Genomic DNA, 25,369 nt, shown 5'->3' on the forward strand with positions numbered 1-25,369 from the left:
ATGAACAATACCGGCGTCATCGACCATTTCCTGGAGGTCTTCACCCGCTATATCGACAGCGGGTTCGGCCTCCTGCACGGCGACGTCGCCTTCGTCGCCACCACCCTGATCGTCATCGACGTGACCCTGGCCGCCCTCTTCTGGACCTTCGATGGCGGCGGTGATTCCGAGATCATCAGCCGCCTGATCAAGAAGACCCTGTTCGTCGGCGCCTTCGCCTACCTGATCGGCAACTGGAACGGCTTGGCGGCCATCGTCTTCAATTCGTTCGCCGGCCTCGGCCTCAAGGCATCAGGCACGGGCTTTACCGTCGCCGACATGATGCGTCCCGGGAAGCTGGCGCAGACCGGCCTCGATGCCGGTGCGCCCCTGTTGTCCGCAGCCTCCGACCTCATGAACGTCACGGATTTCCTGCACAACCTCCTCCAGATCGCCTGCCTCGGTCTCGCCTGGCTGCTCGTCGTGCTGGCCTTCTTCATCTTGGCCATCCAGATGTTCGTCGTGCTCATCGAGTTCAAGCTGACGACATTGGCTGGCTTCATCCTCATCCCCTTCGGGCTTTTCGGCAAGACCGCCTTCATGGCCGAAAAGGTCCTCGGCAACGTGGTGTCGTCGGGCATCAAGGTCCTCGTCCTGGCCGTCATCACCGGCATCGGCTCGACCCTGTTCAGCACCCTGGTGCAGGACTTCAGTGCCGCCCAGCCGACGATCGAGGACGCTATGTCCGTCGTGCTCGCCGCCCTCACCCTCCTGGGCCTCGGCATCTTCGGCCCGTCCGTCGCCAACGGCCTGGTTTCCGGCGGCCCGCAAATGGGTGCGGGTTCCGCCGTGGGCGCAACGCTCGCCGCCGGCGGTGCCTTGGCCGGTGGCCTGATGGGTGCCGGAATGGCCGCACGCGGTTTGTCGGCCCTGACAGGCGGCGCCATGACTGCCGCGCATTCCGGCGCGTCCATGGCGGGTGCGGCCTCCACCGCCTATTCGCTCGGCGCCATGGGCAAACAGGGCGCTTCGGCCGTAGCGGGCGGTATCGCTAATGTCGCCAAGGCGGCCACGGCGCCCATGAACCGTGCCGCCCAGGCCACGGCCAGCGCCTTCAAGGACAGCTACCAGTCGGGTGTCCGCGGCGCATTTGCCGCGACCGGCGGCGGCTCCACCGAGGGGACCGTCAATGCGTCATCCGCTGGTCCTGTCGCCTCTTCCACTCCTGTTCCGGCCTGGGCCAGCGATCTCAAGCGCAACCAGTCCCTTCACAATGCCGTCGGCACCGCCGTCCACGTCGTGGGCCAAGGCGACGCGGCCGGTGGCGGCCACGCCGTCGATCTCAAGGAAAGCCAATAACCATGCTCAAGCGCGCTTCCACCTCCTACGGGCAGACGCCAGAACCCGAAACCCCCTACCAGCGCGCCGCCAAGGCCTGGGACGACCGTATCGGATCGGCCCGAGTCCAGGCGCGGAACTGGCGGCTGATGGCCTTCGGATGCCTCATCCTGGCCGGCGGCTTCGCCGCTGCCCTCACCTGGCAATCGACGCGTGGGACCATCGTGCCCTGGATCGTCGAGGTCGACAGGCTCGGCCAGACCCAAGCCGTTGCCCCGGCCACCGCCGGCTACCGCCCCAACGACGCCCAGGTCGCCTACCAATTGGCCGAGTTCATCTCGGAGGTCCGCGCCATCCCAAACGATCCCGTCGTGGTGCGGCAGAACTGGCTGAAGGCCTATGACTTCACCACCGACAAGGGCGCGCTGGCGCTCAATGGCTACGCCCAGGCTAGCGACCCGTTCGCAAAGGTCGGCCAGACCCAGGTCGCCGTAGAGGTCCTGAGCGTCATCCGCGCCTCCCCTGACAGTTTCCGCATCACCTGGCTGGAACGCGGCTACACGAACGGGCAACTCGTGACTACCCAGCGCTGGTCGGCCATCGCCTCCCTCGTCATCGATCCGCCGCACGACCCCGAGCGGCTGCGCCGGAACCCGCTCGGCATCTATGTCAACGCCATCAACTGGTCCCAGGAGTTCACCCAATCATGACCCGCAAATCCCTAACCGTCGCAGGCCTGATCCTGGCCACCCTGGTCACCGCGACCGCATCGAAGGCCGCGCCGCGTCCCTACCGTTCGCTGCGCCATGCGCCGCCGGCGCCATCGGCGGCCGACGACGTGCAGAAGGCCAATGCCGCCGCCCGCGTCATGCCGTCGCCGTCCACCTTCGCCAATGCCGAACAGGTCTATGCATTCATGCCGGGCGCGCTCTACCAAGTCTACACGAGCGTGGGCAAGGTCACCGACATCGCCCTGCAAACCGGCGAACGCCTTGTCGGCACGGGGCCGGTCGCCGCCGGCGATACTGCCCGCTGGGTCATCGGCACCACCGAAAGCGGCGCCGGAGACACCCGGCAGGTCCATATCCTGGTCAAGCCGACGCTGCCGACGCTCTCTACCAATCTGGTCATCAATTCTGACAGGCGCACCTATCACATCGAACTTCAGGCCCTACCCGCCACCTACATGGCTTCTGTCTCGTGGCGCTATCCGCAGGACGAACTGGTGGCGATCGCGCAGGCCGCCGACAAGGCACGGGCGCAGGCGCCGATAGCATCCGGCATCGACCCGGCGCGCCTCAACTTCAACTACCGTCTCGACGGCGACAACGTGTCCTGGAAGCCGCTCCGCGTCTTCGACGACGGCGAGAAGGTCTATATTGAGATGTCGCCTGCGACCGCCGGCACCGACCTGCCACCCCTGTTCCTGATAGGCGTCGACGGCAAGGCCGAACTGGTCAATTATCGCGTCCAGAACCAGTTCCTTGTCGTTGACCGCCTCCTTGACCGTGCCGAGCTGCGCCTCGGCGACAAAGGCCACCAGAAGGTGGTACGTATTCGCCGCGTCGGGGGACAGACATCGTGAGCACGCCAACCGATCAAGGCGATCCCGCCGCAGCCATGCGCCTGCGCGCCCAGCCGAAGCCGGTCCTGCGCCTGTCGCGCAAGGTCCTGGTCGGCGGCGGCGCCGTTGCAGCCCTCGCGATTGGGGTGGCGTTGGCTTTCGCCATGTCGCCCGCCAAGCCCAAGGCGGCGACAGACCAAAACGCCGACACCGCGCCCGTACGCACGCCCTCGGCCGGCGAAGCCCTGGCCGGCCTGCCCAAGGACTACACGGGCGTGCCGAAACTCGGACCGCCTTTGCCGGGTGACCTCGGACGCCCTCTTCTGGCCGCCAGCCAGGCGACAGGAGTTGTCGTGCCAGTCGTAGGCGCCGAACCGGTTCCGGCTTCTGCCGGCCCGGGAAATGCGGCTTCCTCGCAAGCGGGCCAACAGGCCGAACAGGCAAGGATCGCCGCGCGCACGAGCCAGGTGTTTTTCGGACAGGCCGGTGGCCATGGCGGCGACGTAGCGACGGTTTCCACAACGGCCCCTTCGCCGCCACTCGGAACCTGGCCCTTGCCGGGACAGCCAGATGCCGTCAAGTCCGACGCCGAGAAGAAGACGGCCTATCTGGACCGCACGCCGGACAGCCAAGTCACCAGTGACGCACGCTTGGTCGATCCCATCTCGCCCTATACCCTGCTGACCGGCAGTGTCGTGCCGGCCGCCCTGATCACCGGCCTGCGGTCGGACATCCCGGGGCAGGTCCTCGCCCAGGTGACCCAGGATGTGCACGACTCCCTGACGGGCCGTTATATCCTGATCCCAAAGGGATCGCGCCTGATTGGACAGTACGACAACTCGATCAGTTTCGGCCAGTCGCGCATTCTCCTGGTCTGGTCGCGCCTGATCCTGCCTAACGGGAAATCCCTCGTTCTGGACAAGGCCTCTGCAGCCGACGCGCGCGGCTTTGCCGGCCTCGCCGACAGCGTCGACAATCATTGGGCCGCCGTCGTCAACGCCGCCGCTCTCTCCACCCTGCTCGGCATGGGGGCCCAGACCGGCGATACCCAGTCCGACAGTGACTTGGTCCGTGCGCTGCGCGACGGCGCCGCTGACAGCATCAATCGCGCCGGCCAGCGCATCGTCGAACGGCAACTCGACGTCCAGCCGACCATCACCATCCGCGCCGGCATGCCCGTCCGCGTCATCCTGTCCCGTGACCTCATCCTGGAACCCTATGGAGACCCACCATGGCCAAACTAAAACTCGGCCCCCTGCTCGACGACAAGCCGGTCAAGGTGACGGCCGACCTGCCCGCCGAGGTCCATCGCGACCTCCTCGCCTACGCTGACGCCCTCTCCAAGGAAACCGGGCATGCCGTCGGGGATCCGGCGAGGCTCATTCCGGTCATGGTCGAACGCTTTATGGCGTCCGACCGGGCCTTCACCAAGTCGTCACGGCGGCCGATGGCCTGAAGGAGGCATCCATGAACACCGCATTCCTGCTGCTGGCCCAATACGATGGAAGAGCCGTGATCCCGATCGAGATGGTGTGCCGGGATTATTTCAGCCACCTGACGCCGGTGAAGCTCATCGCCAAGATATCGAGCGGCGACATCGCCATCCCGCTGGTGCGCATCGAGGGCAGCCAGAAGTGCGCCAAAGGTGTCCATCTCCAGGACCTCGCCTCCTATCTCGATGCACGGACGGAGGCCGCGCGGAAGGAGATGAAAGCCCTGTTTTCGACCGATGGCTATCGCCACCATTAAAGGCGCCGATCATGACTGTCCGTTTCAGTCCACCGTCACCCGCACGGGTGATATGCAGAACGGGGAATCCGTGATCTTCTTAAGCAATTGGAGGCCTGAATGGACGACCGGACTGCCGCATATGCCCTATACAGCCAGATCAAGCGAAAGATCGATCACCTCATCGATGGTAAGCCGAACGCCCTTATCAATGCGGCGCTATCGGAAATCATGGTCGATGTCGCCTTGAGCGGCCAGGTAGGCAAGTCACGGGCGGACGCCATGGAGATGCTTGGCACAACAATGACATTGGCCAGCAGGCAGGCCCGTCAATAGTTTGGGCCAGGTCTTCATTAACGATCCGGGGTCATCGTCCGCGCCTTTTGGGCAAGGAATTGCCTTCCTCTTCGATAGCTTCGCATCGACATAAGGCCTCTGCCGATTACTGTCTCTGGTGTACAGCCTTCCAAATTTCCTTGGCGGCATCGAGATTCGGCCAGGTGGAACCGTCGATCGAAGACCTGGGTGACGAAGCGGTCGTCCAGGACGCCTGAGGCCGCACCCGCATATGCCGCATGGCGCCTCAATCTTCCTCGGAGAGCGCCCGTACGAGGTCGAGGATCTTGCGCCGGTGCTTGGCAGACCTGATCCTGGGGAAGGCCTCGGCCAGTTCGATGCCTTCCGTTGTCATCAGGAAGCCGCGGACGAATTGCTCCGACGCGCTTTCGCTGAACCCGTCGGGCGCCTGTCCGTCGCCGTAACCTTCGAAGAAATAGGCTATGGGCACTTTGAGCGCACTCGAGATTTGATAAAGCTTCGACGCGCTGATGCGGTTCGAGCCCCGCTCGTACTTTTGGACCTGCTGGAAGGTGAGATCGAGATGATCTCCTAATCCTTCCTGGCTAAGGCCAAGGAACTTCCGCCGCATGCGAACACGGCCGCCTACATGCAGGTCGACCGGATTGGGGGCTTTGTCGTCAAACGCCATGTTTTGCTCACCATCTTAAAGGGCACCTAGACCTGTCCAATGAGCAACCTGAAACGGTACATCGAGGAGCCAATATTACGCCTGGGTGCAAAAAATGTACCGTGAAAAGGCGATAGTGCCCACAGCGGCTTGTACGGTCGCCAAGCCGATATCATCGCCCCCCGGTGCCCAGCGACTGGCGCATCCCGGTCTCCCATTGCGCCTCCATCGCGGACGCTACATCAACAAAACTCGGATCGTCACTGGCATAGGCCCGCAAGTCTCTGCGCGCTTCCGACACAGCGGTTCCGACGCGGTCCATGATCTTTGCGACTTCCTTGGGCGAAAGGCCGCAGCGCACGGTGCCGAGTCTGGTCAATTGCTTCAGATCCGGCCAATTCGGCGTACCGTCCAGCGTAAGGGCCATCGTGTCCTTCGGCAGATAGACCGTCGTCGTCACGATGTCATAGACGTCCGCCAACCTCGCCTCGCCCTCGACCTTGTCATAGGTCAAGGCGAAGTTCTTCAGGTGCGCATCGCCATTGCGCACGACGGCGTTGAGAACGAACAAGGTGAACAGCTTTTCGAGTTCGGTGCGCTGCGCTTCGGCAGGAACGAAATCCTTGAGCCGCTTGAAGACCGCCGTCTCGTAGCCGCCCTCATATTTCTTCTCGGTTCCCTTGCCATTCAGGACGCAAAAGTCCTCTATGCCCATATAGCTGCCGTCCGCGCGCAGGTCGAATCGATCCACGACCAGGGCCGACGCGTCTTCGGAAAGGCGACGGCGGGGCACTTTCAAGCCTGCCTTTTCTGCCGCAAGCAAACAGAAATATTCGTTCGCGGCCAGATGCGGATATTCTTTCGGATCCCAGAACTTCACGATGTGGGTCGCGCCCTGGACACTCTGCGACTTTCGTCCGTCCAGGACCTGGGCCGCCTTTTCGTCGCGGATCATGACCTTGGGCTGGACGCCGGCGATTCCCGAATAGGCGGCGAACCGGTCCATCATGTAGTCGAACAACTCGCCGTCGCGCCGACGCTTCAGCACGTCGTCGACGGATTGGAAAGGAACCTGATCATCGAGGGCCGCATCCGGCGCCGTATATCTCAACCGGCCGATTTGGGAGCGTCCGACGATGCTGAGGAGATCCAGGCTGTCGAATGTGCCCGTAGCCTTGGCAAAAGCCAGTCGCAGCTTTTCCTTCAGATATCCTTCGGGCAGGTTCATCTCGAAAATTGGGTGGATGCCGAATTTCTGATCCCAACTGGCCAGGCGGACCGGCATGGTCAATGAAACGGCCCTGGCCGGTGGCGCCTCCGCAGCATAGGCAAACGCAGCGCCATTGGCGCCATGCCGGTCCAGCAAACCCGCATTCAGCGCATCGCTCCAGACGCGGATCATTGCCCGCCCTCCCCCTGCAGGTCTTCCAAGGTCGGCCGTCCAGCGTTCGCTTCGGTCAGATTGAGATCGAGTTTCAGCACCGCCAGGATGCCCATGAGTTTGTTGAACCCCAGTTCTCTCTGGACCCCCGTCTCGAGTGCAGTGATGGTCGCGCGGCTGACACGGGCACGATTGGCCAGTTGCGCTTGCGTCAGGTCGCCCTGCCGCCGCCGCTCGGCTATTGTCTTGCCTATGGTTTCGAGATCCATGACCATGTCCAATATGTTAGGCACAAATTACATTTACTCGCTTTGTGCCTAACATATAAGGCATTGCCAAAATGTCAAATTTATTAGGTAATGACAGTCCAGTCTATCGAAATGACTAATATGTTTTGCATTTCGATGTCTTCGGAGCAGTGGCGGACTTGAACACCCAATGGACTTTCCGCCTGCATCCGCGCCTGTCGTCGCGGCGCCGGCGAGCCACATGACGTCCGCGTGGCGGTGATCCTGATCAAAACAGGACTCTTCTTGCCCCCAAAGGTGCGCGAGAGACAAGTCCACCTAATATGCCATCGACCGCTTGCGTTATACCCCCGGCGGGTATATATACCCCTCACGGGTATATGAGGTTATAATGCAAGTTCCTTCCGCCGAGACCAAACATCCTTCGCACGTCGAGCAGACGCCGCGCCTGAACCGCGCCATCGGCCAGCTTGAAGGCGTCAAGCGCATGATCGCCAAGGGTGAATACTGCGTGGACATCATGACGCAGCTACGTGCCGCACGCAGCGCGCTCAAAACGATCGAGCTGAGTGTACTTGAAACCCATATGCGCTCCTGCCTGTCCCGCACCAGTTGCTGCGACGACGAGAAACTGCGCGATCAGCAGGTGGGCGAAATCCTGACGCTCCTTAAGAAATACGAATAGGTCGAGCCAATGACGATGGAACCGAAGACGCCTGCCCATACCGGTGAGGCGAAGGCCGCGTGCTGCCATAATCATGACGGTCATCACCAGCAACCAGAAGGCTCGGGCAAGGTCTACACCTGCCCGATGCACCCCGACGTCCGACAGGATGGCCCGGGGAAATGCCCGATCTGCCATATGAACCTTGTGCCCGCCGACGACGCGGCAACGGCCTTACCGGATTCCAGGGATACCGCCTCCGCGGACGCCGGCCATTCGTGCAGCCATGCTTCAGGACAAGGTGAGATGGCCGGTCATAGCCACCATGGCCGCGCTAACGGCAGACCCGTTGGATCGCCAGCGCCACAGCCCAAGGCCGGCGAAAAGGTCATCTATACCTGCCCGATGCACCCGGAAATCCGTCAGGAAGGCCCAGGCAGTTGTCCGATCTGCGGCATGGCCCTCGAACCCGAGGTCGTCACGCTCGATGAGACCGAGAACCACGAGTTGAAGGATATGACGCGGCGCATGTGGATCGCCGCCGCGCTCAGCCTGCCCGTCGCCGTCCTCGCCATGGGCGCTCATTTCGGACTGTCGCGTCTGGTTCCGGACACTGTCTCGATTTGGGTGCAACTGCTGCTGTCGACACCCGCCGTCCTGTGGTGCGGCTGGCCGTTCATCGAACGGGGCTGGCAATCGCTTCAGACCCGCAATCCCAACATGTTCACCCTGATCGCGCTGGGCGTGCTGGTGGCCTGGTCCTATTCCGTGGTCGCGACGCTCCTGCCTGATGCCTTTCCGCACATGAGCGGCATGGGGCCGGACGTCTATTTCGAGGCGGCCGCCGTCATCACGACGCTGGCCTTGCTGGGCCAGGTGCTGGAACTGAAGGCGCGGTCGCAGACCGGCGACGCCATACGCGCCCTGCTGCGCCTGGCGCCCGCCACCGCACACCGGCTCCATGGCGACCAGGAAGAGACGGTCCCGCTCGAAAAGGTCGTGGCCGGCGACCTGTTACGTGTGCGTCCCGGAGAAAAGATTCCGACCGACGGCGAGGTCGTCGAAGGATCGAGCCACGTCGACGAATCGATGATCACGGGCGAGCCGATGCCGGTTAAGAAAGTCGCTGGCGACAAGGTTACCGGCGCCACGGTCAACCAGTCCGGCAGCTTCGTCATGAAAGCCACCCGAGTGGGGAATGACACGCTGCTGGCGCAGATCGTCGCCCGCGTCGGCCAGGCCCAGAGGTCTCGCGCACCGGTCCAGCGCGTCGCCGATATCGTCTCCGGCTATTTCGTTCCGGCCGTCGTGCTGGCGGCGGTCGTGACCTTCACCGCCTGGATGGTCTGGGGGCCGGAGCCCAGGCTCGGCCACGCCATCCTGGCCGCCGTCGCCGTACTGATCATCGCCTGTCCATGTGCACTCGGCCTCGCCACGCCGATGTCGATCATGGCGGGCACCGGCCGCGCCGCGCGCGCCGGCATCCTGGTCCGCGACGCCGCCGTGCTGGAGGCTTTCAAGGGCGTCGATACGCTCGTGCTCGACAAGACCGGCACGCTCACCGAGGGCAAACCAAAACTGATCGACGTCCAGACGGTTGCCGAATTCGATACCGGCCGCCTCCTGTCCCTGGCAGCCTCACTGGAGGCCGCAAGCGAACATCCGATCGCGCGTGCCATCGTCGATGGCGCCAAGGAAGAAGGCGTCGCGCTACTGCCGGTCTCCGACTTCGACTCGCCTATTGGCAAGGGCGTGACCGGCACGGTCGACGGCGTCGAAGTCAAGCTCGGCAATGCCACCCTGCTCGGCGATGCGGCCGAACTGGAAGCCTTGGCCGCGCCTTTGCGCGAGAAGGGACAGACGGTCGTTTATGCCTTCATAGGTGGCAAGCCCGCCGGTGTCATCTCTGTCGCCGATCCGGTTAAACCGTCTACGGCCGATGCCTTGAAGGTGCTGAGGGCCGATGGCCTGAAACTCGTCATGCTCACAGGCGACCACGCCGAGACCGCGCGGGCCGTCGCCCAAGCCCTGGGTATCGACGAGGTCAAGGCGAACGTCCTGCCGAACCAGAAGGCCGAGGTCGTCGAAACCCTGATCCGTGCCGGACGCAAGGTCGCCATGGCCGGAGACGGCGTCAACGACGCGCCGGCGCTTGCCGCCGCCACGGTCGGCATCGCCATGGGCAACGGCACCGATATCGCCATGGAAAGCGCGGGCATCACCCTGATCAAGGGCGATCTCGATGGCATCGTCAAGGCAAGGAATTTGAGCAAGGCGGTGATGACGAACATCAAGCAGAACCTCGTATTCGCCTTCGGATATAACCTTATCGGTGTCCCCCTGGCCGCGGGCGTGCTCTATCCCGCCTTCGGACTGCTGCTGTCGCCCATCGTCGCGTCCTTGGCTATGGCCTTGTCGTCGGTTAGCGTCATCGGCAACAGCCTGCGTATTCGCTCCGTGCGTCTTTAGGTCTTGCTGGATTTACCCCACCGGGGTATGCTGGTGGGACTCAAGGTCACATTTCCTTTTAACCCCTGTCTGGTTATATCGCCGTGATGGCAAAGCTCTGGACCCGCATTGTGATGGCGCTGATATTCGTCTTCGTGACGGTATCGTCGCCCCTGCATGCCCAGGCCATGCCCGCACATCCCGTAAAGGCGGCCGCCACGATGGCGATGGACGGGATGAGTGAAGATTGCGCCAAGGCGATGGCCGCCCAATCCGCCAAGGCCATGACCGAAAAGCACAGGTCGAGTGGCCATTCCGGCGGGTGCTGTGCCGATGGCTGCAACTGCCCCTTGAGCCACTGCCCAGCGACGCCGCCGATGCTGGCCGCAGTAATTGCAGCGCCTTTGCACGTCGACTCTACGATAGTTGGCGACCATGAGGGCCAGACACTCGTGTCCTTTCATGCGGACACATTGATCCGACCGCCCAAAGCCTGATCCTTAACCGCAGATCGTGAGCGGGCGCGGCTGCGCCCGCGTTCCTCTGTTTTTCTCCAGGATCAAAGCAATGAAACACCTTCCTTACTGGGTGTTCGCCATGACGACGGTAGCGGCCGCGCCGCTGCTCGCCCATGCCGAAACCCGCGAATATAATCTCACTATAGGCAGCCGGCCCATATCGGTCGGCGGGCATATGACGCCCAAGATCACCATCAACGGCACGATGCCCGGGCCCATCCTGCGTTTCGCCGAAGGCGACGACGCGGTCGTCCATGTCACCAACACGCTGAAGGCTGACACCTCGATCCACTGGCACGGCATGGTCGTGCCGGGCAGCCAGGACGGCGTTCCCGGCTTCAACGGGTTCGACGGCATCAAGCCCGGCCAGACCTTCACCTATCGTTTCCATATCAAGCAGTCGGGTACCTACTGGTACCACGCCCACTCGATCGGCCAGGAACAGGACGGCCTGTTGGGCGGGCTGGTCATCGATCCGGCTGCTGGATCGAAGGACGCCGCGATGACGGTTCCGGCCGACAAGGACTACGTCATCATCCTGTCGGATGAGTCGCCCGAGACCGCAGCGCAGATCCAGGCCCATCTCAAGGGCAATGCCGACTACTACCAGTATCACCGGCGAACCGTCGGCGACTATTTCCATGACGTGAAAACCATGGGCTTCGCCAAGGCAACCCAGATGGCCGGCATGTGGGGAAAGATGAACATGCGCCCCACGGATCTCGCCGATGTCGAAGGCTATACCTTTGAGATCAACGGTCTGTCGCCTCAGGAGAACTGGACCGGTCTCTTCAAGCCCGGTGAAAAGGTCAAGCTGCGCTTCATCAATGCCGGCGCCATGACCATGTTCGATGTCCGCATCCCGGGCCTGAAGATGACGGTTGTCGCCGCCGACGGCCAGCCGGTCGAGCCTGTGACGGTCGACGAATTCCGCATGGGTAACGCCGAAACCTACGACGTCATTGTCGAACCGACCGAAGACAAGGCCTACACGATCGCCGCCGAAAGCCTCGACCGTACAGGCTTCGCGCTGGGCACCCTTGCCCCGCGCGAAGGCATGCGGGGCGACGTGCCGGCGCAGCGTCCACGCGCCATCCTCACCATGTCCGATATGAACATGGCGAAGATGATGAAGGACGATCCGAACATGGACATGTCCCTGATGGATCAGCCGTCCGGCTGGTCCGACGCTCACGCTCCGGCCGGCACCAAAATCCTGGCGTACAGCGATCTGAAGTATGCTGGGGAGCAAGCCGACGCCCGGGAGCCGACGCGCGACATCAAGGTCGTGCTCGACGGCAATATGGAGCGCTACGTCTGGACGATGAACGGCAAGACCTTCGATCCGGCCGAGGGCATTCACGTCGCCTATAATGAGCGTGTCCGCCTGACCTACGTCAACGACAGCATGATGGCGCACCCGATGCACCTGCACGGCATGTTCGTGCAACTCGAGAACGGCCAGCCCGTGGACAAGATGCCGAACAAGCATACGGTCATCGTGCCGCCCGGGCAGACCGTCTCGGTCCTCCTGACGGCGGATAACGAAGGCACTTGGGCCTTCCACTGCCACCTCATGAACCACATGATCTCGGGCATGATGACCGATTTGGTCGTCGAAGAGCCAGGTGCGCCGCCGCCGGCCTCGCCGCCGCACGATACGATGCCCGGCATGGACATGCCCGGGACGAGCATGCCGGGAATGAAGATGGACAAGCCGCAACAGCCGCCGGCTGGCGCGAGCAACGACGCTATGCCGGGAATGACCATGTCCGCCCCGGATGCCGCTGGCCCATCGAACGGGCCGAAGGCGACGGGATCCGTTTCGTCCGACGCGATGCCCGGTATGGATATGAAAGGTGATGATACGACCGCGAACACCAGCGCAAAGGATCATGATCAGCACGACAGCCACGGTCCGAGCATGAACGGAATGGACATGGGGGCCAGTTCCGGTGCGCAGCCAGCGCATCCGAAAAAATCACCTCCGAAGCCCAAGAAGACAGCGCCCGCCAAACCCGCCGCAAAGCACGACATGTCGATGCCCGGAATGGACATGAGCCATATGGACATGGGCCAGACGAATACCGGAAAGGATCAGGGTCATGCGCACTAGAACCGAATGGGCACTCTCTGGAGCCGCACTCGTCTTCGGACTGGCGCTTGCCGGCACCGCTTACGCCGACCAGCCACCGGCGATGGACACGATGGCCGACATGCACAAGGCCGCGACCTATCACAATTTCATCCTGGAGACCGATCTGTCCCGCAGCCACGGCATCGATACCGGAGCATGGGATTTCGACGGCTGGCGCGGTGGCGATATCAACCGGCTCTGGCTGAAAAGCGAGGGCGAGGTCACCGACGGCAAGATCGCCCATGCCGAAGCCTGGGCGATGTACGGACGCAATATCGCTCCCTATTGGGACGCACAGGCCGGTATCCGCTACGACCTCAAACCCGACGTTCCGGGCGGCAAGGCGCACACCTACCTGGTCGGTGGCATTACAGGCCTTGCACCCTACTGGTTCGAGACGGAGGCCCATCTGTTCGTCCGCGACGATGGCGCCGTGAGCGCCCGCCTGCGCCAGGAGAATGAGTGGCTGCTGACGCAGCGGCTGATCCTGAAGCCACGCCTGGAGGTCAACTTCAATACCCGCACGGATCCTATCGCAGGTCTTGGCACCGGCATCACCGATGCGAGCCTCGGCCTCCAGGCCCGCTACGAATTCCGCCGGGAGTTCGCGCCCTATATCGACGTGACCTATCGCCAGACATATGGCGCCACGGCTGACTATGCCCGCGCTCGCGGGGAAAAGCCGGATGAAACGCGCGTCAGCGCCGGCATCCGGTGGATGTTCTAAACAACCCTCAACAGGAGACTATCATCATGAAAACCCTCATTCGTACCCTCGCCGCCGCCGCCATCCTCGCCATGCCGCTGGCGGCCACCGACGCGCTCGCCCATGCCCATCTGCTGAAGTCGATGCCCGCCGAAGGGGCCGTGACCGCCTCGCCCCAGATGATCATGCTGACCTTCAGCGAAAAGCTGACGGACAAGATGTCCGGGTTCGAAGTGGTCAAGGCCGACGGCACCAAGGTCGATGTCCAGGTCGCGATTGCTGACGGCGGCAAGGTCCTGCACGCCATGCCGTCGAAGCCGCTGGCGCCCGGCGCCTACAAGGTCAACTGGGTGGCCGTCACCGATGACGGTCACCGCATGACCGGCACCGTCACCTTCACGGTGAAGTAGGAATCATGCCGATGGACTGGGCAAGCCTGATCGCGGCCGACCTGGCGCGCCTCCTGCAATATGGAGGCGCCGTCATCCTCTTCGGAACCGCCTTGTTCACCCTGATCAGCCTGCCCCGTTCGGGCGAGGCTTCGGCCGGCCAACTGGACTGGCCGGGCCCGCTCTTCCTCGGCGCCGCGATCGCCTTGCTCGCCGGCGCCATCCTTTCGCTGCTGGCGCAGTCGGCGACCATGAACGGACTGCCGCTGGCGAAGCTCGACCTGCCCGCCATCCAAACCGTGCTATTCGACACCCGCTGGAGTCACGCCATCGCCGTGCGCATCGGCCTGGGCGTCCTGGCCTCGCTCGTCGCCTTGCGCCGTCCCGGAAACCTGTCGTTCGCCTTCCATTACCTGGTGGGGCTCCTGGCGCTGGCAAGTTTCGCCTTCACCGGCCACGGTGCCGCCGACGACGGCACGGCCGGTACCGTCCACCTCGTCAACGACATGATCCATTCTATAGCCGCGGGCGTCTGGCTGGGCGCCCTGGCCGGATTTTACGCGCTTCTGAGGCGTCCCACGGCCGTCGTCGAACCCCACCGCAGCGCCATGGCCAAGGCCCTGGCGGATTTCGCAACGACCGGCACACTCATGGTCGCCCTGCTCGTGATCACGGGCCTGGTCAACAGCTACTTCCTGGTCGGCCTGGGCGGTCTGCCACGACTGCTGACCTCCGCCTACGGCAATCTCCTGGCGCTGAAAATTGCCCTTTTCGCCGCGATGCTCGCCTTGGCCGCCAAGAACCGCTTCAGCCTGACGCCGGCCCTCAAAAATGCGACGAACCCCGCCGCTCAGGCCGGCGCCGTCTCGGCCCTGCGCCGGAGCTTGACCATCGAATCCGTCGCGGGAGTGGCCATCCTCCTGCTCGTCGCGGTCTTCGGCATGCTGGAACCGCCTGGCGCCTCATGACCGCTCTCCGCACCCGCCTTACCCGCCGGTTCTTAGGGAAGCGCCCTGGGCCCAATTCTTGCACTTTCGCTCACGAAGCGAAACGACCTCTCGCATTTGACGTATTCTGGGACACGCCATGCCGCAAAACCTGAAGCCCTTGACGGCCCTGCGCATCTTCGCCGCCATCTGGGTGGTGAGCTATCATTTCTGGCCTGACCTCGGTTCGGCCATGCCGGCCTTCGTCAGCAAGGGATATCTCGGCGTCGAACTGTTCTTCGTCCTGTCCGGCTTCATCCTGAGCCATGTCTACCTTGAGCGCTTCCGCGAACGCCGCTTCAGCTACCGGGAATTCCTGTGGGCGCGGCTGGCGCGTATCTATCCGCTGCACCTCGCCATCATGGCGGGCCTGGCGGCCCTCATCCTGTTCCTGTCCCTTGTCGGTGTCCATGCCGGCGACAAACTCATCGTCTGGTCGTCATTGCCCGCGCACCTGACCCTGACTCAAGCCTGGGGCTTGGCCCCGCACGGCGGCTGGAACCATCCGTCGTGGTCGATCTCGGCGGAGTGGTTCGCCTATCTGACCTTTCCCGCCTTCGCCCTTGCCGCCGGTGCACTTTGGAACCGCCCTCGCCTGGCGATCGGGCTCGCGGCCGCTTTGCTGGTTGGACTCTACATCGTGTTTCCGCGTGTTGCCGGCTTCGGCCTCACCAGCGCAACCATCTTCTGGGGCGCCCTGCGCATCGTACCGTGCTTCGCGCTGGGTTGCGCACTCTGGCTCGCCTGGCGTGCGGACGTCCTGAAGACGAAAGCGCAAACCCTGATCCTCGCAGGTGCCTCAGTTCTTGGCCTCGTCGCCTCCACCTCCTTTGGCCTGCCCGATTATGTCTCGGTCGCTGCATGCGCCGGCCTCATCCTTGGGCTCGGCGCCGCCGCCCGCCACGGCGCGACGATTCTGTCGCACAGCGCCCTCGTCTATCTCGGCGAGGTCAGCTTTGCGGTCTACATGGTGTGCATCCCGTGGCAGCTCGTGATCGGCGAGGGGCTGCAGAAGTTTGCGCATATGGCTCCAGGCCATATGCCGCTCCCTGTCTGGCTGGCCATGTTTACCGGCGTCGTTCCCGCCGCCATGGTGATGCATCACCTCGTTGAACGCCCGGCGCGGGACTGGATGCGCCGCCTGACCGCCGGCCGGGGTAAACGCCTCGATGTCAACAAGCGCCTGCGCTGGCCGTCCGGCCCGTCATCGAAGGCCGCGGTTTCCGACTGAGCGCTCAGCGGTCGCGGCCATCTGTCGGCGGACGCAGGTCCGGGGACTGGGAGGACGGCGGATGTTGTTTGAGGTCCTTGATAAGGCCGTTCATTTCCTTGATCTCACGAACCTGGGCATCGATGATGCCGTCGGCGAGCTTGCGCACGCGGGGGTCCTTGATGTGTGCGCGTTCGCTGGTCATGATGGCGATCGAGTGATGCGGGATCATGGCCTGCATGTAACCGACATCGCCCACCGTCGCCTGGCTTCTCACCAGCCATAAGGCAGCAATGAAGGCGATCGCGCCTCCCGCGATAATGGCCGCGTTCGCTTTCTTATTTTTGTACATAGGCCACATGAACAGCATCATAACGACGGCCATCGCCGCGCCCATCAGGACCGCCATCCATAGGCGGGTCTGGCTGAATTCGACATCGCCGAGGACATAGGTATTGAGGAACATCAGGCCGTACATGACGACGGTAGATATTCCGATCATTACGCCGAACCGGCGGTAAGACATCTCCATGTCGATCTCCATTCCCTAAGGATATGGAAATACCGCTATGCCTACTCGTGTAAGTATTCACTTCGGATATGTCTGTTTGCTGTATGAATATGGTCAGTATCAAGGGGGCGGTCAGGCCGAACATACAGATGGGTGAATTTATCCGGCTCCTAAACTTCGGCCGACTGGCGCTCTTTCCTTGCGGTTTCCCATATCTCCTTGGCCGCGTCGAGGTTCATCCACGCAATGCCAAAACCAACGACAAGGTCGGGCCAGGCCGAGTGCCAGACTAGGGTTACCGCTCCGGCAAGCATGATCGCTACATTGGCGATGGCGTCGTTCCGCGCCGACAGAAAAGCCGCCTTTGTCAGGCTGCCTTTATGGTGCCTGAAACGCGCCAGAAGGAAAGCGCAGCCCAGGTTTACAGCGAGGGCCCCGAGTCCAGTCGCCGAAAGAAGCCAGGGCTCAGGCGGTGCGAAAGTGTGGAACTTCTGCCATGCGGTCCAAATAAAAGCGGTGGCCGGAAGGAGCAAGATCAAGGCCATCGCCATGCCGGCCCGTGCCCTGAGACGCTCAGACCAACCCATCGCGACGGCGATCAAGACATTAACCGCCGCGTCCTCGAAAAAATCGACACTATCGGCGAACAGCGATACGGACCCGATATGCCGAGCGACGGTGAACTCGATGCAAAAATAGACGAGGTTAGCGGCCGCCACTACTGCCACGGCCCTGCGGAGGGCTGCGTTCTCCGCGACATCGTCGTTGCTTTGAGCCATCAGATGATCGCCCGAAGGCCGGTCCAGCCAACGTAAAGCGCGACAAACGCAATCAAAACGCCAGACAGATATGGAGCGCGGTTCGCGAGTTTTCCGAACCCTTTGAAGCGTTTGGACATGTGCCGAACGCTGACAGCCGCCAATACGCCTGACGCCACCATAGTCATCGCCAAGCCGATGCTGAAACACAGCACCAGGGTGGCGCCGAGCGCGATCCGTTTGAGCTGCAAACAGAGAAGCAAGACGGTTATCGAGGCCGGACAAGGGATCAATCCGCCGGTCAGTCCAAACATGATGATCTGCGGGGTCGTGACTGCGCGGCCTGCAAAGCGGCGTTCGATATCCTCGGCATGCTCGCGTTCGTGTGCATCCGCATATCCCTCAGCACCGGCGAATCCGGCCGTAACACCACTTGGTTTATATGCGTGGTCAAGATCATGGTCGTGTTCAGCAAAGGTCAGGGCATAGCTATGGCTGTGTCCGACATGGCCAAGCACGAGCCGCGCCGAAAAGGCATGCGGCTCAGGAATGTCGTCGATCGACTCCAGAAAGCCATGCTTCTGAACGAAGGTGAAAACCTGTGCCCTTCCGTCTGGACGCACCGTCTCGACCTGGACCTCGTCGGCTCGCCATGAATCCCCGGCCTCGCGGTAAAGTCGAAATCTCGGCGGCTGGCCTTCTTCGAAGATCTCCAACCTTACCCGCCCATGACCGGTCTCTATCCGTCGTGTCTCGTCATGTCCGTGGCTATGGTGGTGACCATGACCGTGATGATGGTGATGCCCTTTATCGATACGGCTGGACGACCATGTGCGCCAGATCATCCAAATCGCGACGCCGAGCATGATGACCGCTGACGCGACCTGAAAATAGGGTTCGATAGCCTCGCTGTTCCAAGCCTGGCCCATATAGAGGCCGCCGAGCGCAATCAACCAGACGATGGCGGTATGCGAAACCGTCGCGGAGAGCCCCAACAGCACTGCCTGCCAAATCGTTCCACGAACCGCGACGATGAAGGCGGCCATCATAGTCTTGGAATGTCCGGGCTCGAGACCATGCAGCGCTCCGAGCAGAATTGCAGAAGGAATGAACAGCCACGCATTACCTGCGCCTTGCTGCAGCAGATGGGCAAAATCGTTCACGGCTTATTTCTTCACATAGGTGTGGATGACATCGATCAGCGCTTCTTGCGCGTCGGCATCGAGCGCGCCCGGATGCTTGAGATGATCGACCAGATGGTAACGAATATGGTGTTCGATGACCTCTCCCATCAGGCCGGAAATCGCGCCACGGGCGCCGGCGATCAGATGCATGATCTTCTCGCTGTCGGCCTCGGCCTCGAACGCCCGTTCAATAGCCTCGACCTGCCCTCTGATCCTACGGACCCGAGCGAGCATCTTCTGTTTTTCGGATTCAGCGTGTGACATAGTTTGATAAATAGGATAGCCCCCTACCCTATATCAATTTGTTTGATCGTTACGCCAGCTTCCCGACCCTTCGTTTCCCTGCCACGGAAGAAATTACGTTATTAAACCAATCAAAAAGATTTGAAACATAGTAACACTAGCCCGAATGTCGAAACATATTCGTCCAATTTATAGTTTTGTTACTGGTCTTCGCCTATGTTCGTGTGTATTCAAAAGGCTCCCACTGCCTACCGGATCAACGCTTTTGTTCAGGCTGATAACCATCTTTGCCAACATCTGCCACGTGCGAAACGCGCTAGGTGTTCTGTGCGCTATGTTTGGCCTGATGATTTCAATGGCACCCCAAGCGGAAGCGTTTATCGCCCTTCAGCATGAAGCCGCTGGCGAAGTGATGGTCGCAGACGGTGGATGGGCCGACACATGTACTACCAAGACGGTCTGCAATTCAACCGACGTCGAGAGTGGCTTGGCGCATGATAGCATACCGGTTCCGCATCATCATCATTGCGGTGGATGCTTCCAGATGGGAGCGGTCGACAACTATCTGAACATTGCTTTCCCCTCGACGTTTTCCGCGCGCCTTGCGCGTCCAGGTAACGGTCCTCAGCTTGAGCAAGCCGGACCCTCGGATATTGAACAGCCTCCACGAGGCTGAGTGCGCCTGCGTCACCTGGTGACGCGATGAATCCGCACATTTTTCTCAATATCCAGAGGATCTAATGACATTCATGTCCCCAAAGCCGCTCATGGCAGCGGTGGCGGTGGCTTGTCTGTGGGGGCTGTGTTTTAACACGGCGCTCGCCGACACGGCACCGCCGTATAAAGAGTTGCTTGCTCAATCCGCCAACGCCCCTCGTCTGCGCGAAGCCAGCGCCAACGTCGATCAGGCCAACCACCTCCTGACCCAGGCACGGGCGCGGCCAAATCCGTCTTTAAACCTGCAATCGGAAAACTTCGGCGGCCGAGCCTCCTACCGCGACTTCAGGTCGGCCGAGACGACTTTCTCAATCGACCAAACGCTTGAACTGGGCGGAAAGCGATCTGCCCGAATTCAGGCAGGACGTGCGGGTGTTGGCGCCGCGCAAGCCCAGAAGTCCCAGACAGTCGCCGACTACGGTTACGACCTGGCGCTTGCCTATATTCAGGCTGAAGCCGCCGATAAAAGACTTACGCTCGCGACGGACGCCCTCACCCTGACGGAAGAGGACGACCGCCGCGTTACGGCCCTGGTCGATGCGGGCAAGGAAGCGCAATTGCGGCAGGCTCAGGCCCGAGCGGCGACCGAAGCCGCGCGCGCCGAAGTCGACGAAGCCAAGGCTGCGCGTGCCGAAGCCTTCGCCAGGCTCACGGCGATTTCTGGTTCGCCTGTGCCTTTCACGTCGGTTTCGCAAGACATTCTTGCACATGCCGATGTCAATGAAACGCCTCCGGACGTGGACCCGCTGAAGACCCCGTCCTATCTGGCGGCAAAAGCTGACGTCGACAGCGCTCAGGCCCAGATCAACGTCCAAAAAAGCCTGGGCGTTCCGGACGCAACGGTATCCTTAGGCGTCCGCAGACTTCAGGCCGATCGCACGAGCGCACTGGTGGGCGGCGTCAGCATGCCGTTCCCCGTTTTCGATCGCAATCGCGGCAATATCGCCGCCGCAGGGTCGCAACGCGACGCCGCACTGGCCCGACTTGAGCAGGCCCGCCTCGACGCGATCTCGGAAACGAGTTCCGCGATGGCATCCCTATTCGCCGCGCGTACGCACGTCACCGCGACACGCAATGCGCAGGCCACTGCCGAGGAAGCCTACCGGCTGACACGGATTGGCTACGAAAGCGGCAAGATTCCCCTTTCTGAAGTCCTCAACGCCCGCCGCGCCCTGACCGATGCCAGGTCGCAAGCCCTCGACGCTCGCGTCGAACGCCTTAACGCCGAAGCGACGCTCGATCGTCTGCAGGGCGTCGCCCCGTTCGGAGATCTCTGATGCGCAACGAAACCTTCCCGAAGAAAACGACCAACAAAGGTCTGTATGGCGGCGTTGCCGCAGCCGTGATCGTCGCCGCCTTGCTCGGTTTCGGCATCGCCAAGATGACCTCGCCGGCCACGCCAAAACCAGCCGCCGAAGAAGCCGCCGAACCTGCCGCTCCAAAAGCGCTCACGGTTAAGGCAGAGACGATCCAGCAAGCTGGCATCCTCGTCCAGACCGTCGACGCCGGAGGTTTGTCCTCCGAAATCCTGGCCCAGGGGTCCGTCATGTCGGCGCCGTCGGGCCAGGCGGTCATGACAGCCCGCGCCGGCGGCACGGTTACGCAAATATTCAAGCGTCTCGGAGACCCGGTCAAAGCAGGCGAGAGCCTTGCACTGGTTAGCAGCAATGACGCTGCCCAGATCGCCGCCGATCGGCGCTCAGCCGCCGCCAAGGCGACCCTCGCGCAGCAGACCCTCGCCCGCGAAAAGTCTCTGTTCGAGCAAGGCATCACGCCAAAGGCCGAATATGAGCAGGCTGTTGCCGAAGCCGCCGCCGCTCAGGCCGACCAAAGCCGGGCCAATATCGCCGCCAGCAATGCCGGCGTGACCTCGGATGGACGCGGTACGCGTGTGATCAGCCCGATCTCTGGCCGTATCACCGCCGCGACGGCAAGCCTGGGCGCTTTTGTCCAGCCTGAAACCGAACTGTTCCGAGTCTCCGATCCAGCCAAGACCCAGGTCGAAGCTGCGATCAGCGCCGTGGACGCGCCTCGCGTCGCGCCGGGCGACCGCGTCTCGATCGACATGGGTGACGGCCAGACCGTCGAAGGCCGGGTGCGATCGGTTACTCCGGCGCTGGACGCGGCAACGCGTACGGCCACGGCAGTGATCGACGCGCCGGGCGCCCAGCTCGTTCCGGGCCGCAGCGTGCGCGTGCGCATGTTCCTTTCCGGCGCCGCCACCGGCGGCACCTCGGCGATCGTCGTGCCGGAAGAGTCTGTTCAGTCCGTGGACGGCAAGGACGTGGTCTTCGTTCGTACGAAGGACGGCTTCAGGCCTCAGGCGGTCATTACTGGCCAGCGTAGCGGCGGCCGGATTGAGATCGTCTCGGGCCTGCCTTCCGGCTCGGCCATCGCCACGAAGAACGCCTTCCTCCTGAAGGCCGAAATCAGCAAGAGCGCAGAGGAGGAATAGGATGATCGGCAATCTCATCAACCTGTCCGTCCGCGCGCGATGGCTGGTTCTTATCCTGACGGTGCTGATCGGCGCCTTCGGGGCATGGCAGCTCACGAAGCTACCGATCGACGCCGTGCCCGACATCACAAACCGCCAGGTCCAGATCAATACGGTCAGCTCCGGCCTGTCGCCGATCGAAATGGAGAAGCGGGTCACCTTCCCGGTGGAAACGGCCCTGGCCGGTATCCCTGGGCTGGAAACCACCCGTTCCTTGTCGCGTAACGGCTTTTCCCAGGTTACCGCCGTGTTTTCGGACAAGACGGACCTGTACTTCGCCCGCCAGCAGGTCAGCGAACGCCTGACCCAGGCCCGCGACAGCCTCCCGGACGGGGTCCAACCGTCCATCGGACCGGTCACCACGGGGCTCGGCGAAGTCTACATGTATTCCGTCGACTTCACGAACCCCGGCGGCAAAGGCGCCAAGGTCGTCGATGGCCAGCCCGGCTGGCAGTCCGACGGGTCCTTCCTGACACCGGAAGGCGACCGTTTGACAACCGATGTGGCGCGCGCCGCTTATCTGCGAACGGTCCAGCAATGGATCATCGCGCCCCAGCTTCGGACCGTTCAGGGCGTGGCCGGGGTCGACTCCATCGGCGGCTACGAAAAGCAGTTCGTCGTCGAGCCCGATCCGGCGCGCATGACGGCGCTGGGTATCTCCTATTCGGAGTTGGCCAAGGCACTTGAGGCTTCGAACCTCTCGGCAGGCGCCAATTATCTCAACCGCGGCGGCGAGGCCTTCCTAGTCCGCGCCGACGCCCGTATCCGCTCCCAAGAGGAAATCTCGTCCGCCATCGTCGCCACCCGCAACGGCGTCGGTATCCCGGTCCGTGATATCGCCAATGTCTCGGTCGGCGGAGACCTTCGCACCGGCGCGGCCAGCATGAACGGCCACGAAGTCGTTGTCGGCACCACCTTGATGCTGATCGGCGAGAACAGCCGTTCAGTCGCCAAGGCGGTCGGTGAGCGTCTGGACAACGTCAAGAAGTCCCTCCCCGCCGGCATCTCGATCACGACGACCCTCGACCGTTCCAAGCTGGTCAATGCGACGGTTTCGACGGTCGAGCGCAACCTGGTCGAAGGCGCCATCCTCGTCGCCGCAGCCCTTTTCCTGCTGCTGGGCAACTGGCGGGCTTCGCTGATCGCCGTGCTCATCATCCCGTTCTCGTTCCTGATGATGGCCAGCGGCATGAACTATTTCAAGGTGCCAGGCAACCTGATGAGCCTGGGCGCCCTGGACTTCGGCCTGATCGTCGACGGCAGTGTCATCATCATCGAAAACTGTCTGCGGCGATTGGCGGAACGACAGCACCATGAAGGCCGCCTGCTGACGTTGAAGGAACGACTGGAAGAAACCATGGCGGCCGGTCAGGAAATGATCAAGCCGACCATCTTCGGCCAGGCCATCATCTTCCTCGTCTTCGCCCCCCTCTTCACCTTCTCGGGCGTCGAGGGCAAGACCTTCTCGCCGATGGCCATCACCATCATGCTGGCTCTGGCAGCCGCCTTCGTGCTGTCGTTGACCTTCGTGCCGGCTGTCGTCGCCATCCTCATCCGGGGTAAGGTTGCCGAGAAAGACGTCTGGCTTATCCGCAAGACCAAGTCCGTCTACGAGCCTTTCCTCAAGATGGCGGTCGCCAAGCCCTGGCGGTTCATCGCCGGCGGTGCGGCCGTGTTTATCCTGTCCGCCGTCGTTTACACGACGCTCGGTCAGGAATTCATCCCGCAGCTCGACGAGAAGAACGTCGCCCTGTCATCGTCGCGAGTACCATCTACTTCGCTAGAACAGTCGCTCAAGATGCAGCTCGATGTCGAAAAGGCCGTTACGGCCTTGCCGGAAGTCGAACTGATGTTCTCGAAGACCGGTACGGCCGAGGTCGCCACCGACCCCATGCCGCCCAACGTCTCGGACGGCTTCGTCATCCTAAAGGAAAAGGACAAGTGGCCCAAGGGCGTCGAGAACAAGTCTGAGGTGGTCGAGCAGATCGAGAAGGCTGCGAACGCTCAGCTCGGCAATGCCTACGAGCTTAGCCAGCCGATCCAGCTTCGCTTCAACGAACTGATTGCCGGCGTGCGCGGCGACGTCGCCATCAAGCTCTACGGCGACGACCTCGACAAGATGTCGGCCTCGGCCGCGAAGATCGTTTCGGTCTTGCAGTCGATCCCTGGCGCTGCCGACGTCAAGGCCGAACAGACCGGCGGTTCGCCGACGCTCGATGTTAAGTTCGACCGGGCGGCCATAGCGCAATACGGCTTGTCCGTTGAGGACGTCGCCGACACTGTCTCGGCCGCCATGGGCGGGCGTGAGGCTGGCCTCGTGTTCGAAGGCGACCGTCGCTTCCCGATAATGGTCCGGGTTCCTCAACAGACCCGGAACAATCTCGACGAACTGATGGCCCTACCGATTGTCCTTCCAGAGGGCAAGGGCACTATCCCCTTGAGCCAGGTGGCGCGCTTCAGCTTCACGGACGGTCTCAACCAGATCTCCCGCGAAAACGGCAAGCGCCGCGTCGTCATCCAGGCCAACGTGCGTGGTCGTGACGTCGGTTCATTCGTCGCCGAGGCAATGCCGAAGGTCGAAGCCGTGCAAATCCCTGCCGGCTCCTACCTCGAATGGGGCGGCCAGTTCCAGAATCTGAAGGCGGCTTCCGACCGCCTGATGCTGGTCGTGCCGATCTGCTTCCTGGCAATCTTTGGCCTCCTCTACCTGGCGCTTGGCAGCTTCGGACGTGCGATCGCGGTCTTCGCGGCGGTGCCGCTCGGCCTCGCCGGCGGGGTCTTCACCCTGGCGGCAACCGGCATCGCGTTCTCAGTGTCGGCGGCAGTCGGCTTCATCTGTTTGTCAGGTGTGGCGGTGCTCAACGGCCTCGTCGTCATGAGCAACATCCGAAGCCACATCGAGAGTGGCGTGGAACTGAAAACGGCCATCATCAACGGCATGTTCGAGCGGGTCCGCCCGGTCATCATGACCGGCCTGGTCCCGGCCATCGGCTTCATCCCGATGGCCTTGGCCCACGGTACCGGCGCCGAAGTTCAGAAGCCGCTGGCGACCGTCGTCATCGGCGGCCTCGTCGGCGCGACGTTCCTGACCCTTCTGGTTCTTCCGGCGATATCTGCCGTTGTCCTTGGCGCGATGCAAAAGAAGCGCACCAAGTCGGCCGCAGCGGCGCCCACCGAAGTGACCCCCCCCGCATAAGCC

Annotated in this window: 25 protein-coding genes; 18 read left to right on the top strand and 7 right to left on the bottom strand. The window is 62.5% G+C overall.

Annotation, left to right across the window (positions count from 1 at the left end):
- The 7 genes from trbL (at window position 1) to ACTHND_RS12005 (ending at window position 4,945) form a co-directional block, all read left to right on the top strand.
- Window positions 1-1,338: a P-type conjugative transfer protein TrbL gene (gene trbL, locus ACTHND_RS11975; RefSeq protein ID WP_440178176.1), complete on the top strand. Its 1,338-nt coding sequence runs from the start codon at window positions 1-3 to the stop codon at window positions 1,336-1,338.
- A 2-nt stretch (window positions 1,339-1,340) separates the two neighbouring features.
- Window positions 1,341-2,027 (top strand): conjugal transfer protein TrbF, encoded by a 687-nt coding sequence (gene trbF, locus ACTHND_RS11980; protein WP_440178177.1) that lies wholly within the window; start codon window positions 1,341-1,343, stop codon window positions 2,025-2,027.
- Window positions 2,024-2,902 (top strand): P-type conjugative transfer protein TrbG, encoded by an 879-nt coding sequence (gene trbG / locus ACTHND_RS11985; protein WP_440178178.1) that lies wholly within the window; start codon window positions 2,024-2,026, stop codon window positions 2,900-2,902. Before trbF ends, trbG begins: the two co-directional genes overlap by 4 nt.
- Window positions 2,899-4,125 carry a TrbI/VirB10 family protein gene (locus ACTHND_RS11990; protein ID WP_440178179.1) on the top strand — a complete coding sequence of 409 codons (1,227 nt, stop codon included), beginning with the start codon at window positions 2,899-2,901 and terminating at the stop codon, window positions 4,123-4,125. The genes trbG and ACTHND_RS11990 overlap by 4 nt, the downstream gene beginning before the upstream one ends.
- Window positions 4,113-4,337, top strand: coding sequence for a DUF2274 domain-containing protein (locus tag ACTHND_RS11995; protein WP_440178180.1), 225 nt, complete (start codon window positions 4,113-4,115; stop codon window positions 4,335-4,337). The genes ACTHND_RS11990 and ACTHND_RS11995 overlap by 13 nt, the downstream gene beginning before the upstream one ends.
- Before the next feature lie 11 nt (window positions 4,338-4,348).
- The gene (locus ACTHND_RS12000; protein ID WP_440178181.1) at window positions 4,349-4,630 is read left to right on the top strand and encodes a pyocin activator PrtN family protein; all 282 of its coding nucleotides are present in this window, start codon (window positions 4,349-4,351) and stop codon (window positions 4,628-4,630) included.
- Window positions 4,631-4,729: 99 nt separating this feature from the next.
- Window positions 4,730-4,945, top strand: coding sequence for a hypothetical protein (locus ACTHND_RS12005; RefSeq protein ID WP_440178182.1), 216 nt, complete (start codon window positions 4,730-4,732; stop codon window positions 4,943-4,945).
- Window positions 4,946-5,192: 247 nt separating this feature from the next.
- On the opposite strand, the gene ACTHND_RS12010 is transcribed toward ACTHND_RS12005, so the two are convergent.
- The 3 genes from ACTHND_RS12010 to ACTHND_RS12020 form a co-directional block, all read right to left on the bottom strand.
- Window positions 5,193-5,597, bottom strand: coding sequence for a helix-turn-helix domain-containing protein (locus tag ACTHND_RS12010; protein WP_440178183.1), 405 nt, complete (start codon window positions 5,595-5,597; stop codon window positions 5,193-5,195).
- A 151-nt stretch (window positions 5,598-5,748) separates the two neighbouring features.
- Entirely contained in the window at window positions 5,749-6,978 is a 1,230-nt protein-coding gene (locus ACTHND_RS12015; protein WP_440178184.1) for a type II toxin-antitoxin system HipA family toxin, read from the bottom strand.
- Window positions 6,975-7,250: a helix-turn-helix domain-containing protein gene (locus ACTHND_RS12020; RefSeq protein WP_440178185.1), complete on the bottom strand. Its 276-nt coding sequence runs from the start codon at window positions 7,248-7,250 to the stop codon at window positions 6,975-6,977. Before ACTHND_RS12020 ends, ACTHND_RS12015 begins: the two co-directional genes overlap by 4 nt.
- Before the next feature lie 346 nt (window positions 7,251-7,596).
- Here ACTHND_RS12020 and ACTHND_RS12025 point away from each other — a divergent pair, with 346 nt between their 5' ends.
- The 8 genes from ACTHND_RS12025 to ACTHND_RS12060 all read left to right on the top strand — a co-directional run bounded on the left by ACTHND_RS12025 (window position 7,597) and on the right by ACTHND_RS12060 (window position 16,284).
- Window positions 7,597-7,890, top strand: coding sequence for a metal-sensitive transcriptional regulator (locus tag ACTHND_RS12025; protein WP_440178186.1), 294 nt, complete (start codon window positions 7,597-7,599; stop codon window positions 7,888-7,890).
- 9 nt (window positions 7,891-7,899) lie between these two features.
- Window positions 7,900-10,338 (top strand): copper-transporting P-type ATPase, encoded by a 2,439-nt coding sequence (locus ACTHND_RS12030; protein ID WP_440178187.1) that lies wholly within the window; start codon window positions 7,900-7,902, stop codon window positions 10,336-10,338.
- 86 nt (window positions 10,339-10,424) lie between these two features.
- Window positions 10,425-10,814, top strand: coding sequence for a hypothetical protein (locus ACTHND_RS12035; RefSeq protein WP_440178188.1), 390 nt, complete (start codon window positions 10,425-10,427; stop codon window positions 10,812-10,814).
- Between the two features lie 70 nt (window positions 10,815-10,884).
- Window positions 10,885-12,951, top strand: a complete 2,067-nt coding sequence (locus tag ACTHND_RS12040; protein WP_440178189.1) for a multicopper oxidase domain-containing protein — start codon at window positions 10,885-10,887, stop codon at window positions 12,949-12,951.
- Window positions 12,941-13,699, top strand: a complete 759-nt coding sequence (locus tag ACTHND_RS12045; RefSeq protein ID WP_440178190.1) for a copper resistance protein B — start codon at window positions 12,941-12,943, stop codon at window positions 13,697-13,699. The genes ACTHND_RS12040 and ACTHND_RS12045 overlap by 11 nt, the downstream gene beginning before the upstream one ends.
- A gap of 26 nt (window positions 13,700-13,725) precedes the next feature.
- Window positions 13,726-14,088, top strand: coding sequence for a copper homeostasis periplasmic binding protein CopC (gene copC, locus ACTHND_RS12050; RefSeq protein WP_440178191.1), 363 nt, complete (start codon window positions 13,726-13,728; stop codon window positions 14,086-14,088).
- 5 nt (window positions 14,089-14,093) lie between these two features.
- Window positions 14,094-15,035 carry a copper homeostasis membrane protein CopD gene (gene copD / locus ACTHND_RS12055; protein WP_440178192.1) on the top strand — a complete coding sequence of 314 codons (942 nt, stop codon included), beginning with the start codon at window positions 14,094-14,096 and terminating at the stop codon, window positions 15,033-15,035.
- A gap of 118 nt (window positions 15,036-15,153) precedes the next feature.
- Window positions 15,154-16,284: an acyltransferase family protein gene (locus tag ACTHND_RS12060; RefSeq protein ID WP_440178193.1), complete on the top strand. Its 1,131-nt coding sequence runs from the start codon at window positions 15,154-15,156 to the stop codon at window positions 16,282-16,284.
- A 4-nt stretch (window positions 16,285-16,288) separates the two neighbouring features.
- Here ACTHND_RS12060 and ACTHND_RS12065 read toward each other — a convergent pair whose 3' ends face one another.
- From ACTHND_RS12065 to ACTHND_RS12080, 4 genes are all read right to left on the bottom strand, one after another.
- Entirely contained in the window at window positions 16,289-16,795 is a 507-nt protein-coding gene (locus ACTHND_RS12065; RefSeq protein WP_440178194.1) for a DUF305 domain-containing protein, read from the bottom strand.
- Between the two features lie 149 nt (window positions 16,796-16,944).
- Window positions 16,945-17,553 carry a cation transporter gene (locus ACTHND_RS12070; protein WP_440178195.1) on the bottom strand — a complete coding sequence of 203 codons (609 nt, stop codon included), beginning with the start codon at window positions 17,551-17,553 and terminating at the stop codon, window positions 16,945-16,947.
- The gene (locus tag ACTHND_RS12075; RefSeq protein WP_440178196.1) at window positions 17,553-18,695 is read right to left on the bottom strand and encodes a nickel/cobalt efflux transporter; all 1,143 of its coding nucleotides are present in this window, start codon (window positions 18,693-18,695) and stop codon (window positions 17,553-17,555) included. The genes ACTHND_RS12070 and ACTHND_RS12075 overlap by 1 nt, the downstream gene beginning before the upstream one ends.
- Window positions 18,696-18,698: 3 nt before the next feature.
- Window positions 18,699-18,950: a metal/formaldehyde-sensitive transcriptional repressor gene (locus ACTHND_RS12080; RefSeq protein WP_440178197.1), complete on the bottom strand. Its 252-nt coding sequence runs from the start codon at window positions 18,948-18,950 to the stop codon at window positions 18,699-18,701.
- Window positions 18,951-19,699: 749 nt separating this feature from the next.
- Here ACTHND_RS12080 and ACTHND_RS12085 point away from each other — a divergent pair.
- From ACTHND_RS12085 to ACTHND_RS12095, 3 genes are read left to right on the top strand one after another with little or no spacing between them, the layout of a single operon-like run.
- Window positions 19,700-20,953, top strand: a complete 1,254-nt coding sequence (locus ACTHND_RS12085; RefSeq protein ID WP_440178198.1) for a TolC family protein — start codon at window positions 19,700-19,702, stop codon at window positions 20,951-20,953.
- Window positions 20,953-22,131 (top strand): efflux RND transporter periplasmic adaptor subunit, encoded by a 1,179-nt coding sequence (locus ACTHND_RS12090; protein ID WP_440178199.1) that lies wholly within the window; start codon window positions 20,953-20,955, stop codon window positions 22,129-22,131. The genes ACTHND_RS12085 and ACTHND_RS12090 overlap by 1 nt, the downstream gene beginning before the upstream one ends.
- Window position 22,132: 1 nt before the next feature.
- The gene (locus tag ACTHND_RS12095; RefSeq protein ID WP_440178200.1) at window positions 22,133-25,366 is read left to right on the top strand and encodes an efflux RND transporter permease subunit; all 3,234 of its coding nucleotides are present in this window, start codon (window positions 22,133-22,135) and stop codon (window positions 25,364-25,366) included.
- Window positions 25,367-25,369 lie beyond the last annotated feature (3 nt).

This window comes from Asticcacaulis sp., from assembly GCF_051954415.1.
Classification (GTDB): Bacteria; Pseudomonadota; Alphaproteobacteria; order Caulobacterales; family Caulobacteraceae; genus Asticcacaulis.

Excerpts from the sequence above, each read along its gene's own strand:
- ACTHND_RS12060 (WP_440178193.1), top strand. The coding sequence starts at position 15,154 with ATGCCGCAAAACCTGAAGCCCTTGACGGCCCTGCGCATCTTCGCCGCC.
- ACTHND_RS12015 (WP_440178184.1), bottom strand. The coding sequence starts at position 6,978 with ATGATCCGCGTCTGGAGCGATGCGCTGAATGCGGGTTTGCTGGACCGG.
- trbL (WP_440178176.1), top strand. The coding sequence starts at position 1 with ATGAACAATACCGGCGTCATCGACCATTTCCTGGAGGTCTTCACCCGC.
- copC (WP_440178191.1), top strand. The coding sequence starts at position 13,726 with ATGAAAACCCTCATTCGTACCCTCGCCGCCGCCGCCATCCTCGCCATG.
- ACTHND_RS12090 (WP_440178199.1), top strand. The coding sequence starts at position 20,953 with ATGCGCAACGAAACCTTCCCGAAGAAAACGACCAACAAAGGTCTGTAT.
- ACTHND_RS12070 (WP_440178195.1), bottom strand. The coding sequence starts at position 17,553 with ATGGCTCAAAGCAACGACGATGTCGCGGAGAACGCAGCCCTCCGCAGG.
- ACTHND_RS12085 (WP_440178198.1), top strand. The coding sequence starts at position 19,700 with ATGACATTCATGTCCCCAAAGCCGCTCATGGCAGCGGTGGCGGTGGCT.
- ACTHND_RS12005 (WP_440178182.1), top strand. The coding sequence starts at position 4,730 with ATGGACGACCGGACTGCCGCATATGCCCTATACAGCCAGATCAAGCGA.
- ACTHND_RS12095 (WP_440178200.1), top strand. The coding sequence starts at position 22,133 with ATGATCGGCAATCTCATCAACCTGTCCGTCCGCGCGCGATGGCTGGTT.
- ACTHND_RS12010 (WP_440178183.1), bottom strand. The coding sequence starts at position 5,597 with ATGGCGTTTGACGACAAAGCCCCCAATCCGGTCGACCTGCATGTAGGC.
- ACTHND_RS12025 (WP_440178186.1), top strand. The coding sequence starts at position 7,597 with ATGCAAGTTCCTTCCGCCGAGACCAAACATCCTTCGCACGTCGAGCAG.
- ACTHND_RS12030 (WP_440178187.1), top strand. The coding sequence starts at position 7,900 with ATGACGATGGAACCGAAGACGCCTGCCCATACCGGTGAGGCGAAGGCC.
- ACTHND_RS12080 (WP_440178197.1), bottom strand. The coding sequence starts at position 18,950 with ATGCTCGCTCGGGTCCGTAGGATCAGAGGGCAGGTCGAGGCTATTGAA.
- ACTHND_RS12040 (WP_440178189.1), top strand. The coding sequence starts at position 10,885 with ATGAAACACCTTCCTTACTGGGTGTTCGCCATGACGACGGTAGCGGCC.
- trbG (WP_440178178.1), top strand. The coding sequence starts at position 2,024 with ATGACCCGCAAATCCCTAACCGTCGCAGGCCTGATCCTGGCCACCCTG.
- ACTHND_RS11995 (WP_440178180.1), top strand. The coding sequence starts at position 4,113 with ATGGCCAAACTAAAACTCGGCCCCCTGCTCGACGACAAGCCGGTCAAG.
- ACTHND_RS12065 (WP_440178194.1), bottom strand. The coding sequence starts at position 16,795 with ATGGAGATGTCTTACCGCCGGTTCGGCGTAATGATCGGAATATCTACC.
- trbF (WP_440178177.1), top strand. The coding sequence starts at position 1,341 with ATGCTCAAGCGCGCTTCCACCTCCTACGGGCAGACGCCAGAACCCGAA.
- ACTHND_RS12000 (WP_440178181.1), top strand. The coding sequence starts at position 4,349 with ATGAACACCGCATTCCTGCTGCTGGCCCAATACGATGGAAGAGCCGTG.
- ACTHND_RS12035 (WP_440178188.1), top strand. The coding sequence starts at position 10,425 with ATGGCAAAGCTCTGGACCCGCATTGTGATGGCGCTGATATTCGTCTTC.
- ACTHND_RS12045 (WP_440178190.1), top strand. The coding sequence starts at position 12,941 with ATGCGCACTAGAACCGAATGGGCACTCTCTGGAGCCGCACTCGTCTTC.
- copD (WP_440178192.1), top strand. The coding sequence starts at position 14,094 with ATGCCGATGGACTGGGCAAGCCTGATCGCGGCCGACCTGGCGCGCCTC.